This is a genomic window from Mucilaginibacter sp. P2_A5, from assembly GCF_056404995.1.
On sequence record NZ_JBFUCY010000005.1, the window covers coordinates 264,824 to 278,423 of the forward strand.

The 13,600-nt window shown below is 42.2% G+C and carries 10 protein-coding genes and 1 pseudogene; 9 read left to right on the forward strand and 2 right to left on the reverse strand.

Annotation, left to right across the window (positions count from 1 at the left end):
- Positions 1–19 precede the first annotated feature (19 nt).
- The 8 genes and pseudogenes from AC1DXF_RS06430 (at position 20) to AC1DXF_RS06465 (ending at position 8,941) form a co-directional block, all read left to right on the forward strand.
- Entirely contained in the window at positions 20–1,093 is a 1,074-nt protein-coding gene (locus AC1DXF_RS06430; protein WP_477447293.1) for a hypothetical protein, read from the forward strand.
- A gap of 1 nt (position 1,094) precedes the next feature.
- The gene (locus AC1DXF_RS06435; protein ID WP_477447295.1) at positions 1,095–1,484 is read left to right on the forward strand and encodes a hypothetical protein; all 390 of its coding nucleotides are present in this window, start codon (positions 1,095–1,097) and stop codon (positions 1,482–1,484) included.
- A 108-nt stretch (positions 1,485–1,592) separates the two neighbouring features.
- A pseudogene (locus AC1DXF_RS06440) lies at positions 1,593–1,745 on the forward strand (transposase); the annotation flags it as partial.
- 77 nt (positions 1,746–1,822) lie between these two features.
- Positions 1,823–2,584, forward strand: a complete 762-nt coding sequence (locus AC1DXF_RS06445; RefSeq protein ID WP_477447298.1) for an SDR family NAD(P)-dependent oxidoreductase — start codon at positions 1,823–1,825, stop codon at positions 2,582–2,584.
- Positions 2,585–2,655: 71 nt separating this feature from the next.
- Positions 2,656–3,264 (forward strand): TetR/AcrR family transcriptional regulator, encoded by a 609-nt coding sequence (locus AC1DXF_RS06450; protein WP_477447300.1) that lies wholly within the window; start codon positions 2,656–2,658, stop codon positions 3,262–3,264.
- Between the two features lie 54 nt (positions 3,265–3,318).
- A complete protein-coding gene (locus AC1DXF_RS06455; protein WP_477447302.1) occupies positions 3,319–4,680 on the forward strand; it encodes a TolC family protein in 1,362 nt (453 codons plus the stop codon).
- Positions 4,681–4,821: 141 nt separating this feature from the next.
- Positions 4,822–5,874: an efflux RND transporter periplasmic adaptor subunit gene (locus tag AC1DXF_RS06460; RefSeq protein WP_477447304.1), complete on the forward strand. Its 1,053-nt coding sequence runs from the start codon at positions 4,822–4,824 to the stop codon at positions 5,872–5,874.
- A gap of 4 nt (positions 5,875–5,878) precedes the next feature.
- Positions 5,879–8,941 (forward strand): efflux RND transporter permease subunit, encoded by a 3,063-nt coding sequence (locus AC1DXF_RS06465; protein ID WP_477447306.1) that lies wholly within the window; start codon positions 5,879–5,881, stop codon positions 8,939–8,941.
- Between the two features lie 232 nt (positions 8,942–9,173).
- On the opposite strand, the gene AC1DXF_RS06470 is transcribed toward AC1DXF_RS06465, so the two are convergent.
- Complete coding sequence (locus AC1DXF_RS06470; RefSeq protein WP_477447308.1) at positions 9,174–9,491, reverse strand: PDDEXK nuclease domain-containing protein; 318 nt, start codon at positions 9,489–9,491, stop codon at positions 9,174–9,176.
- An 803-nt stretch (positions 9,492–10,294) separates the two neighbouring features.
- Between AC1DXF_RS06470 and AC1DXF_RS06475 the strand changes: the two genes are divergently transcribed.
- Positions 10,295–11,074, forward strand: a complete 780-nt coding sequence (locus tag AC1DXF_RS06475; protein WP_477447310.1) for a glycoside hydrolase family 71/99 protein — start codon at positions 10,295–10,297, stop codon at positions 11,072–11,074.
- Between the two features lie 375 nt (positions 11,075–11,449).
- On the opposite strand, the gene AC1DXF_RS06480 is transcribed toward AC1DXF_RS06475, so the two are convergent.
- Complete coding sequence (locus tag AC1DXF_RS06480) at positions 11,450–12,982, reverse strand: SusC/RagA family TonB-linked outer membrane protein (RefSeq protein ID WP_477447312.1); 1,533 nt, start codon at positions 12,980–12,982, stop codon at positions 11,450–11,452.
- Between the last annotated feature and the right edge of the window lie 618 nt (positions 12,983–13,600).

Genomic DNA, 13,600 nt, shown 5'->3' on the forward strand with positions numbered 1-13,600 from the left:
TAAATCCTGAAATTAAACAATGAAAACTTTTACCCTCCCTTTATTTTTTGTTCTTTTTATTTGTGCCTCATTGGCCAGGGCGCAAGATCAGCCCGAAGAACGCGACAGCCTTTATAAAAATGCAGATTTTGAACACTTATCTGCTAAAGTTTTTAACCTTAACAGTGTAACGCCCCAGGCCGGAATTTTAATAGATTTTTCAAAAAAACCTGTCATAAAAGGATCAATTCCGGTTTACCAGGGTAACCTAAGCATGTTGTTTATTGATGCAGCCGTAACTTCAAACAATGATTTTGTTCCGCTTTTTGAAAAAGGAAAATGGGCTACAAATGCATCCGGTAATTTGTCATATACCATATTTTTAAATCGTACTAATAAATATTCCAAATTGGAGAGCGGCTCAATAGGCAAGCCGGCTTTCACAGCACCTTCGCAGGCTTTTTGGGTATGGTTAAATACTAAGGGAGGGTATAATTTTTCGAGCCATTTATTCTTTTTGGACAATGGCAACGCCAAAATTGAAAATCAGATTTCGCGCAAGAGTTATAACAACCTGTTTGGTCAGGTAAACCTTGGCTTTTATTCAAATCCATTTGATGGTAAGTTGTCATGGTTAACCTTTTCGGGCAACGTAGGGTTTGAGTACAGGCAAAACGACAATAATTATGCATCTATGGAAACTGTAGTTATACGCTCATATGATAAAGTAACATCATCAAAAACTACGGAGGCCCTGGAAGCTACAAGCGAAGAAACTTCGGCTAAAAAAGGAGTATTTGTTTTGGCCAACTCTTCCAACTTTGTATATAATTTAACACTCCTTATAAATCCGGATAAATACGCGTTCGGCCTTAATTTTTACGGCAGAACCAGGTTAACGCAGCAATTAAAATCTACCGACGTGGGTTTTGGCATAAGTGTGCCTATACAAAAAACGGTAAATAACGAAACCAGAACCCTGGCCAACCTAAGCTTAAATTACGAAGTTCCGGATGTTGGAAGTCAGTTGAATAAAAATGCAAGATTCTCCGACAAAGGTCTTTTAGGGTTAACAGTAGCTATTCCTGTATATATTTTAAATTACATAAAATAAAATGCACGGAATTAACAGAAGCAGGCATCTACATTTAATTGAATCGCTGCTCCTACTTGAAGAATTGTTGCACGAAGAAAAGGAATTGCTCATAAATGATGCAGCCGGCAACAACATGGAAAATAATAAGATTGCCACCGAAAATTATCAAAACACCAGCCAGACAGCTGCTAACTACAGGGCCGAACTGGAGGAGATCTATTCGCTATACCACGTGGAACTGGCTTCGCTTGCAGAGACAATTGAAAGGTATGATAAGCTTTTTAATCATGTAAAAATTGAATATGTAAGCAAAAAGCTTAAAGATTTAAAGAGAAGAAATGATTTGGAAGGTGTAAGGGTTGAACGGTTAAAGGATAATATACATACAGCTTACGGGATATCAAATTAAATGGATTATAATTAGGCGGCATCTTTTCACAGATATCCTTTGTTGTTAAAAGCTACAACTTGTTAATTCGGCTGGGACAAATCTTCACTATCTGCAAAGACAAGCAGGCTTTCAAAAAGACTGGTTATCTGGTATAACGATGTAAAAGATGCAGGAATTGATGTTTTTAAAACCGTAGCAGGGTCTGTGAAAACGCATTATGAATCTATTCTAAACTTCTTCGATAACACACCGGTTTCTGTTTTTAATGTCAGGTTTTAAAATGCTGGCTGGATATTTTTGTTTTATTGAACAGTGTTCAATAAATTTGTCCCGGTTTAAAATTAATCCAGGCCATCATGAAAAAAGCATTGATCACAGGCGCCAGCGGAGGCATCGGGCTCGAAACAGCCCGGCAACTGGCTCAACAGAATTACCAGGTAACGCTGGTAGCCCGTAACAGGGACCGCCTCGAACAGGCGTTAAGCAGTTTAAGTGGCAGCGGCCATACCATCCTGGTTGCTGATCTGAACAACACGGAAGACCTGCAAAAGCTGACAGCGCACCTCCGAACTGAAAAGTACGACGTTCTCATCAACAACGCGGGTAACGGTACTTATGGCAAGTTTACGGATATCCCGCTGGAAGACCAGCTGGCCACCATGCAGCTTAATATGCAGGCTCTGGTAACCCTGTCTTATAGCTTTTTACAGAAAGCTGTCAAGGGGGATGCGCTGGTCAATATCGGCTCGCTGCTGGCCCATTCTTCTCTTCCGGGAGGTGCGGTTTATGCTGCGACTAAGAGTTTTGTCGCTAATTTCTCAGAATCGTTATGGTATGAGTTTAAGCCCAAAGGTGTTTACGTGATGGGCTTTAATCCGGGCGCGGCCAATTCAGACTTTCATGCTCATGCGGGCCGGCAAACGAGTGATTTTCCTGATTTCGTAGTTTCCTCTGTTGAGGATGTTGCGCAGGAACTCGTGGAAGCACTGCAAAAGCGGCAGAAGCCAAGGGTAGTACAAGGCTGGAAAAACCGTTTTATGTTGTTCGGTTTCAAGTTATTGAACAGAAAGGCCGCGGTGAGCATTATGGGCCGGATCAGTCCGGGAATAGCTAATTAGTTGGAAATACCCAAGCTAAATTTGGCCACACGAACGGCGATCTTATATTTGTATCTTATCATCATCTAAAAATGGGCATAGCAGAACGAAAATTGGAAGAGAAGCAGGAAATGCACAAACGCATCCTTAACGGTGCACGTAAGATATTTTTAGAAAAGGGTTATGAACAGGCCAGCATGCGCAGTATTGCCCAGGAGATCCGTTATAGTCCGGGCTCGCTATATTTCTATTTTAAGGATAAAGGCGAAATTTTCCACGAATTGCATAAAGAAGGTTTCCGACTGCTGCTAAACCAGTTAAAAGTACTGGACAAGGTTGGGGACCCCTTTGAGCGTTTAAAGGCTTCCGGGCGCGTTTTTATTCAATTCGCCCAGGAGAACAAAGATTATTATAACCTGATGTTTATTGTTGACGAACCGGTTAAAGATCCGTTGTCCGAGGGATTTCAGATCGCAGAAGAAGCGATCAGTTATATGCAGGAAATGATAAAGGAATGTCAGCAAAAAGGGAAGTTCAAGGATATGGACCCGGAATACTTTACTTTCCTGATCATCTCGGTGGTTCATGGCATCTGCGCGCTTTTTTGCAAACACCGCAATTCAAGCTTTGTCGGCAAGACGAATGAAGAGCTGATGCAAAACGGATATGAGTCTTTTGTGGCCCTGCTGGAAAAAAGCTAGCCTTTTTTTTCTAATATAATTGAACACTGTTTAAAATTAAAACAATGATTAAAAATGAAATTTAAAAGTCAAACATTCTATCAGCTTTTGCTTTTATCGGCAGCCTTATTAGCTGCACCCATTGCAAAAGCCCAGGGCAGGCTGGATGAGTATATCCGGCAGGGCCTTGCCTCTAATGAGAGTATCAAGCAACAAAACTTTGTACTCGAAAAAAATATTTACGCGCTGAAGGAAGCGAAAAGCATGTTCCTGCCCCAGGTAACTTTTTCGACGACCTATACCAAAGCCGATGGCGGGCGTACAATAGATTTCCCGACCGGCGACCTCTTTAACGGAGTGTACGCCACACTAAACCGGTTGACAGGCAGCAACGCCTTTCCGCAGTTGCAAAACCAAAAAATCCTACTCAACCCGGACAATTTCTACGATGCTAAATTCCGCACGACACTTCCCATCCTGAATGCGGAACTGATCTATAATAAGCGGATCAAAAAGCAGCAGATAGACTTGCAAAAGTCCGAGGTATTGCTCTATAAACGCGAACTGGTCAAAGAGATCAAAACAGCCTATTACAATTATCAGAAAGCGGTGTATGCTACCGGCATCTATGAATCTTCGCTCCGGCTGGTTGAAGAAGGCCAAAGAATCAATACCAAACTGTATGATAACAGCAAAGTAAACCGGACTGTTGTGCTCAGGAGCCAGAATGAAGTATCCAGGATCAATGCTTCACTAATTGGGGCACAGAAAACAGCAGAATCAGCACGCTACTATTTTAACTTCCTGCTTAACCGTCCGCTTACAGATAGTGTCATATTAGATGATATCAAGACACTTCCTGCTAGGGACCAAAGCTTGGGTAACAGCGTTACCGGCAGAGAAGAGTTATCAAAATTACGGATAGCTAAAAATATTAACGGCAACCTGACCGGCCTGGCCAAATCTTATCTCATACCTAAGTTGGGAACTTTTATCGATCTGGGTTCGCAGGCTTTTGACTGGAAGTTCAATAGTCAAAGCCGTTATTACTTATTCGGGGTGTCCCTGGAATGGAACCTATTTTCCTCCGGCAAAAACAATTACCGGGTGAAACAGGCGCTTGCCGACCGCGAGGCCCTGGCCTCACAGACCGATTATGTACAACAGCAACTACTCACGGAACTCAAGGTGCGCCAGGCTGGTATGCAAAGCGCTATCGCGCAATACGAGGCAGCACAGTCCCAATTAAAAACCAGTCAGACTTATTACGGAGATATGCTGAAGTTATACAAACAGGGAATGGCCATTTACATTGAACTGCTGGATGCCCAGAACCAGTGGATCGATGCCCAGCTTCACGCCAATATCGCTCTTTACGACACCTGGATCGCAGATGCAGCCATCGAACGCGCCAACGCAAGTTTCACCATTCAATAAAAATGAAATCATGAAAACCCCGAAGGGCTCTTGAATACCTTAAAAAAACAAACAATCATGAAACCATCATTAGCTACCGTTCAAAAACAACATCAATAAGCTCATGATAGCTTCATCTCCATTAAAAAACAAATTAAAACGATGAAAAACTTACAATTATTCAGCATTATCATAGCAGCCTTAGCCTTAATGGCTTCCTGTAAAGAAAAACACCAGGAAGGAAATCCAATAGGAGAACCGGATATCATACCTGTTAAAATCGCCCCGGTGTCTACCTTAGGCGTACCCGATCAGATCACCGCCACAGGCCTGGTCAGTACTGAGGATGAAGCCAAATATGCCTTTAAGATAGGCGGCGTGATCAGCCGCATCCTGGTACAGGAGGGCCAGTTCTTTAAACAGGGTCAATTGCTGGCCACACTCAATTCTACAGAAATTTCAGCGGGTTTAGCCCAGTCCAGTTTAGGTGTAGAAAAGGCACAACGTGACTATAGCCGGGCACTGAATCTTTACAAAGACAGTGTTTACACTTTGGAACAATTGCAGAATACCAAAACAGCTTTGGATGTTGCCAAAAAAGCAAGGGAAGCTACAGCCTTTAATGAGCGCTATTCTAAAATATACGCAACATCTGACGGTTTTGTAAGCAAGAAAATAGCAAACGAAGGCGAAGTAATTGCCGGCGGGATGCCGGTGCTGCTGACCAACTCTACCGAACAACGAAACAGTTATTCACTTAAAATCGGTGTGACCGACCGCGAATGGGCCATCATCAATCCCGGACAAACCGCTAAAGTAACGCTCGACGGTTATGCAGGTCGGGCCTTTGATGCTACTGTGTTCCGCAAGTCGCAGGCGGCTGATCGTGAACTGGGCTCCTTCCAGATAGAACTGAAACTGCAATTAAACGGCGTAAAACCTGCTGTTGGCATGTTTGGTAAAGCGGAGATAGCCACTCATCAGGATAAAAGCGTGATGATCATCCCATACGCCTCCCTCGTGGAAGCTGACGGCAATAAAGGTTTCGTTTTTACTACTATCGGCACAACCAGGGTAAAAAGAGTACCGGTTACCATCCTGAAGTTTGATAACGAAAACGTGTACCTCAAGGATAAACTGGAAGGTATCGACCAGATTGTGATCTCCAACAGTGCCTATCTCAACGAACAGTCTTTTATTAAAATTATCAAATAACGCCATGAAGATCACAAATTTTGCCGTTAAGAACTATCAGTTTACGCTGATTATATTTCTTTTGGTAGCAGTTGTCGGCGTGCTGACACTGTTCACCATGCCCCGTTCGGAAGATCCGACCACCCATCCGCCACAATACATCATTACCGTTATTTACCCTGGCACCAGTCCGAAGGATATGGAAGAACAGGTGGTCAAACCTATCGAAAACAAAATATACGGCCTGGAGAACATTGAAAAGATCCTGACAACCGTAGAGGACGGTGTAGCGGTTATCCAGCCAAAGTTTAAATATGGCGTAGATGTAGACAATAAATACCAGGAAATATCCACGGAGATAAATGCTTTGAAAAACAGCGAACTTCCTAAAGATATCTACCTGATCAAAACAGAAAAGGTTTCCTCTTCTGATGTAAAGGTAATACAGGTTGCCCTGGTATCAGACCAAGCTTCCGGAAAAATGCTGCGGGATGAAGCAGACATCTTAAAAACACAATTAGAGAAAATTACCAACCTGAAAGAGGTGAAATACTTTGGTATGCCCGAGCAGGAGATCCGCATCGATATGCAGTTGGACAAGCTGGCACAACTGAAGATACCGCTTAATGTGGTCATCGGTAGTTTGCAAAGCGAGGCTGCGGATATCCCCGGCGGAAGCATTAACCTTGACAGCAAGGTATTTAATGTTAAAACCAGCGGCAAATTCAAGAATATCAATGATGTAGCCAATACGGTTATTTATAATGCCAATGGTAAGATCATCTATTTGAAAGATGTAGCCACAGTAAGCTATAAGGACGGTACAGTAAACCACATCACAAGGATAAACGGGCACCGTTGCGTGCTGGTTACGGCGGCGATGAAGGACAATGTGAATATAGCGAGCGTTCAGAAAGAATATTTACCGGTACTGGAAGCGTTTGGCAAAACCCTGCCGGAGAATATCCACATGGTTAAAAACTTCGACCAGGCCAATATGGTAGCCGAACGTTTGGGCCATTTGGGGTTTGACTTCGGATTGGCCATCTTGCTGGTGGTTATTACCCTGCTGCCATTAGGCTTCCGCGCTTCGCTCATCGTGATGATCTCCATTCCGCTCTCCTTAGCCCTGGGGCTAATTGCCATGAACTTACTGGGCTTTTCGTTAAACCAGCTGAGTATCGTCGGCCTTGTAGTTGCTTTGGGATTGCTGGTGGATGACAGTATTGTGGTGGTAGAAAATATTGAACGCTGGCTCAGGGAAGGTCATTCACGAATGGATGCCATATTCAAAGGAACGCAACAGATCGGTATCGCAGTTATTGGCTGTACGGCCACGTTGGTTATCGCATTTTTGCCCCTGGCCTTTTTACCTGATATGGCCGGTGAATTTATCCGCAGCCTGCCTATGGCTGTCATGACCAGTGTTTTGGCATCCATGATCGTTGCCTTAACACTTGTACCTTTTTTGGGGAGCCGGATGCTAAAAACGCATACACATGGCGAAGGTAATTTCTTCTTAAAGCACCTGCAAAGATTCCTGACCAGATCCTACTCCAGGGTGATGCCGCTTGCCTTAAAATGGCCTAAAGCTACCATAGGGATATCATTAGCCTTAAGCGGGCTTGCTTTTTTCCTGTTCACTGTTACCGGGTTCAAGCTTTTCCCAACTTCTGAGAAACCGATGTTCCTGATCAATATCAAATTACCTCTGCAAGCGGATATCCCGGAAAGTGACCGGGTGACCAAACTGGTAGAAGGTGAATTAAAAAAACACAAAGAAATCGTTTTTTATACTTCTAATATAGGGAAAGGGAACCCACAAATTTATTACAATGTGCATCAGCAGGATGTCAAGCCCGACTTTGCCCAGGTATTTGTGCAACTGGATGAGGAGGCCAGCCCAGGTGAAAAGACTGACCTGATCAAACAACTGAGAAAGAAATTCAACGAGTTTCCCTATGCCAGGATTGAAGTGAAAGACTTTGAACAGGGAACGCCTATCGAAGCGAATATTGTAGTAAGGGTATTTGGAGAAAACCAGGATACAATACGCTCTCTTTCGTTTAAAGTCGAAGAGATCCTGAAAAAGCATCCCGGTACGTTTTTCGTCAACAACGAGCTGAATACCTATAAATCGGATGTTAAAATAAAGATCGACAAAGAGAAGGCCCGCACCTTAGGCGTGCTTACCAGCGATGTGGACAAAGTGATCCGTATGGCGGTTGCGGGGTTAACAGTCGGGGACTATATCGATGACCGGGGTGATTCGCGCAATGTGATGATCACACTTCCAAGGGATAAGTTCTCTAACCTCGACGCTTTAAAAAACCTGTATGTCAACAATGTGCAGGGAACCCCGGTACTGGTTGATCAGATCGCCACCATTTCGTTTGAAACATCGCCCACAGCGATCAATCATTTCAATAAATCACGCTTTGCAAAAGTGACTTCCCTGACCAAAGAGCATGTCCTGGCGAACGACATCCTGAAGGACATCGTTCCGCAGTTGAACAAGCTAAAAATGCCTCCGGGTTATTATTATAAACTTTCAGGCGAAGCTGAGTCGGAAGGCGATGCTTTAGGCGGCAACTTCCTTTCCGTAATTATATTGAGCACTTTCCTTTTTGTCGGAGTCCTGCTCCTGCAGTTTAAAACGTTCAAGGGGATCATCATTGTGCTATCGATCATACCATTGGGAGTTCTTGGCGGCGTGGTATTCCTGCTCTTTACCGGTAATCCCATGTCGCTGGTTTCCATAATCGGTTTCATTGGGCTATCGGGCATACAAGTTAAGAACTCACTGTTGCTTGTCGATTTCACCAACCAGTTGCGCCTGGAAGGACACAGCATTGATGAGGCCATAAGCATGGCCGGTGAAACCCGCTTTCTTCCGGTTGTGCTCACTTCGATAACTGCGATCTGTGGACTGCTTCCTATTGCTTTGAACCCTAATCCGCTCATAGCGCCATTGGCGATTGTACTGATCGGCGGGCTGATCAGTTCTACTATACTATCGAGGATCGTAACGCCGGTAATGTATAAACTAATACCGCCACATCTGGAAAGTGATGGTGAAATGGCTTAGCTAATTCATTTTAAGGTAGATGAAGTAAATGTAAAAGCCTCCTAAAAATTTCAGGGAGGCTTTTACAGTAATCTTTGGTACTACCGAACTATTTTGTGCTCCCGAGAGTGGGTTATTTTCGAACCAATTCATCGGGAAACTGCGGAGAATTGGAAATTTAGGTGAGAGCCGTCTATGATCTATTGCTTTTTGAAAGTAAAATATTGACAAAATTGTAATGGACGAATTTAGCTTATTGGTCCCCGCCATTTTTTAATTCGTTTTCTATTTCTTCAATAGATGGTAAACTTGAACGCAGGTTTTTCGGCAATGATCTGGTTAATTCAAATTCAGAAATTCCAATGGGTTTATTCATATCCCTTAAAGCATATTCTGCCATAACCTTATTTTTTGTTTGACAAAGAATAAGACCAATGGTTGGTTTATCAGTCGGAATAGGCATCTTCCTGTAAACAGATAACTTCCATTTATAAATTGGTTTAGTTATCAACAAATATACAAGAATAGGGGAGGTATCAAAATCGGCTTGGTGAAACAGAAAACGTTTCACCCAATAAAAAAGGTGATTAGTGTCTTTTACCTAATCGTCTCATTTTCAAGCACTCAGAGCGGAAATCGAACCTGCTTTGTAAGTCCTTAAATTATAATGAGTTATAAATTACCAATAGATCATTCAACGATTTATACAACAACATATTTGGCCATTAATCGCTATAATACAAATATAATAAACGTTCGGTCTAATAGAGAATCTTTAAAAAGATTTTAAAGATGAAAATTAATTTAGAATTTTTATTAGGGAGAGCTAGGGATTTGTACTCAACTCAATTTTTCCGCTTAATATGATATTTGAAGGTTTTCATTTGCGTACTCACCGAATTACTCACCACTTTTAATTCGCTTTGGTATAGCTGCAAATGCTATGTTGAAAATATACAAAAAAAGCCAATTTAATAAGTCATTTTATGATTAGGGGAGGGGTTTTTAACTAATTTTAGCATAAACCTGAATAGGTACCTCTTTTACATTCCTCTATATTTTTAATTAATAGTCTGCCCGAAGACTGTTATTTATGCTCAAATCAGAAGATTTGATGATCGCCGATACCACGATATGCTAAATATCACAGCATTACCTGGTCAAACCTTCCGGATTTTGCACATTAAGCAATAATTAATCTTTTATTAATTACCCCCGGCTTACTTTATAAGCAATCAATTATCCCGGTGAAAATTTCACAAATCTACTGAACAAATTAATCTGCGTCTATGAAAAGGAAACTCTTTGTGCCCCCATAGTTGGGATGCAACGCCGTCGTTTAACCAATTACCAAATTTTTAACACCAATTATTTATGAATTTCAAAAAAAACAATCTTATCTTGATAATGGCTTGCGCAACTGTCATCATCAGCTGTTCCAAAAACAAATTTAGCCCCCCTTCTACAACTTCGGATGGAAAGGCACCTAAGCTTAAAACTACGGCTTCTCCCGTCGGCGATGTCGTTGGCAAAGTAATCGTAGGCTACCAGGGCTGGTTCGCAGCTCCGGGCGATGGCTCGCCCCTTAATACCTGGTGGCATTACGCCTCCGGCGACCCTTTTGGTGTCCCAACGCCAACCAATGCAAGTATCATATCCTGGCCGGATGTTCGTGAATATACCAGCACCTACACAGCATCCAACTTTGGCAATCTGGGCAATGGTCAGCCAGCCAAGTTGTTCTCTTCATTCAATGATCAAACGGTAAATACCCATTTTTTATGGATGCAACAAAACAATATAGATGGAGCGGCTTTACAACGATTTAACCCCAACGGACAGGAAGGGCCAATCCGCGACGCGATTACTGCTAAAGTTAAAACGGCAGCCGAAACCTACGGGCGTAAATTTTACATTATGTATGATGTGGGCGGCTGGACTAACATGCAATCGGAAATTAAAACAGACTGGACCAACAAAATGTCGGCCTACACCTCATCATCGGCTTACGCCAAGCAAAATGGCAAGCCTGTTGTGTGCATTTGGGGCTTCGGTTTTAATGATAACAATCACCCCTGGTCGGCGGCCGTATGTCTTGACGTTATTAACTGGTTCAAAGCCCAGGGCTGTTATATAATTGGTGGTGTTATCTGAGACCAGTTTGCGGAAAAAATTTTCTCGGGTTAAAACCCAGCCTACTGATGCCCCCGGGAAAAACCCGTATTGATCGGCGCCCGGTTTATATAAACTGGTGCCATCCCGGCGAAAGCTGAATTCGGCCAGGTACTTTCCTTTAAAATCATAATTGAACCGCCCTATAATACTCCTGTGGGCCTGGTCCTGTAAAGCGTTGGCATCCATACCACCGTACATATTGGAATTTTGAAGGCCGCCAAATAAATATTCTACCGGAATTTCGGTATCCCGGTAAGCATTAAAGTTATCGGCAGTTTCATGGCTTTGCTCATAGGTAGCCATAGCCGTGATGTTGTGGTCATCAAAAAAAGTATGGGCATAATTTAACGTTACCTAGCTTAAGGTATTTAAATGGGTATAATAAGCGCGGGTTATGCCCGAAGGTGAGTTTACTACGCTTGGTATGTAAGTATCATCGGCTGCTTTGTAAGTATATAACGAGAATGTCTTTTTTATTTGATTGTAGTCGTTAACCCCATAATCGATGTTAAACAAAGCTTTTGCACTTAGCCCTTTTATACCTGGTATATCATAAGTTAAGTTTAACTGGCTGGTGATGCTTTTATTCCTGCTCCTTTTTGAACCCACTTTGTCGGCATCGGTTATGATGGAAGGGTTCATGTTATCATCAATTACGGCAGGGTATAAAGGATTATCGTTAGCGTAAATCTGGTGTGTAGGTATCTGGTTCCAGGTGTACTTATAAATAGTCCATTCATCGGTGTAAGGCAGGTTTTTTTCATCCATCCAGGCCGATGTTAATATCTGCGCTTTTAACCCTTTTGTTATATTGGCGGTAACGTTTGAGCGGAAATTATACTTGTTGTAGTTTAAATCGCCGGTTTTAAAAACACCGTCCTGCCGTTGATAGCCAAAGTTGAAGAAATAGCTTATTTTGTCGTTTCCGCCATCAATATTCAAATTATGCTGTATTTGGTTGGCTGTTTTCCTGAAAACCATGCCTATCCAGTCGGCCGATTTGTAAGTGCCATCAAGCCATGGTTTTATATCGGCATATGAATATGCCGGGGTTACATTTGATACAAAATTATTGGCGAAATCGCGTTTAACTTTTTCATTGGTCAGCATCATGTAGTCAACAGCACCTACACCCTCGGGCATCCCTAAAAAGGTTTGGATAGCATTATTAACCGAATAATTGATGTTGATATTTCCGTTTTTCCCGCCTTTTTTGGTGGTTATTAAAATGGCGCCGCCTGCAGCCCTTATTCCGTATATAGATGCAGCAGCGTCTTTCAGTACAGAAACACTTTCAATTTCATTGGGGTCCATCCGGCCTATTGTTGATTGGTCGCCGCCAATTACACCATCAATTACAACCAATGGGGCGCTTGTAAAGCCCCTGATATTTAAATTGTTGGCGAAAGATCCCGGTTCGGCAGTTGTTTGAACAATGCGTACGCCTGGTATTTTACCGCTAAGCATGTTTATAACACTTTCGTTTTTGGTTGTTACAATCTCTTTACTTTGTAATGTTGATACAGAACCGGTTATTGTTGCCCTCTTTTGAACGCCGTAGCCTACTACAACTACTTCATCAAGGGTTTTATTAGTGGCTGTTAAAGCAATAGTGCCACCTTTTATATCTTTTATAACTACCTCTTTGGTAAGGTAGCCTATGTATGATACCTGCAAAACCACGTCGGTGTTTGTAACGTTCAGGGTAAACTTTCCTGCAACATCAGTTATAGCACCGGCGGTAGTGCCTTTGATTTTTACACTTACCCCCGGAAGCGCCGACCCATCGGTTAAATCAATTACCTTTCCGCTGATAGAAGTTTGCTGGGCTAACAAACCAAGCGGGAAAAGGAAGAGGAGTATAAGTAAGTATCTAAGTTTTTTCATATTGTCTCTCTGTTAATGGTTAAGTTTAATTGGTTTTGGTTACCTCGTTAGGGCAATAATAAATGGCGCGTGCAGCGGCATACTACGGCGGGTTAGGTGCGTAATGGTACATGATTTTAATTTGGTCGGTTAATAAATCACCTGGCGCTTAGTGATGGCCCACAGGTGCTACAATTGGTTTTTTACTGACACAAAAGAAGAGGCGATTATTAATAAAAAATAAATAATAGATTAATTTTAGCTGTAAAAGCACTAAAAAGAGGGGTTTCGGATTATTTTTCGCAATCGATTGCGATTTTATGCGCGACGAGGGCTCTTAAACTGTATGGAAAGCCGCGGGTGGCTTAATATTGTGCAAACACCATCCTTATCGGGTTCATTGCCGGGGAGGCCCCAATAATTTTATTGTTTCACCCCTGAATACTGTATTTGAATTTCAGATGATTATATATGTAAATACCGGACCTTACCTAATTTCTCAATGCTATTTTTCTGATTATTAATCAAACTCAGGTTAAAGAATTTATTGATATACTGTATTAAAAATTTGCACAATGAAATATTTTATGTATTTATGTACATACATTAATAAATGCTGACTTGGCTTTAAAATTATTA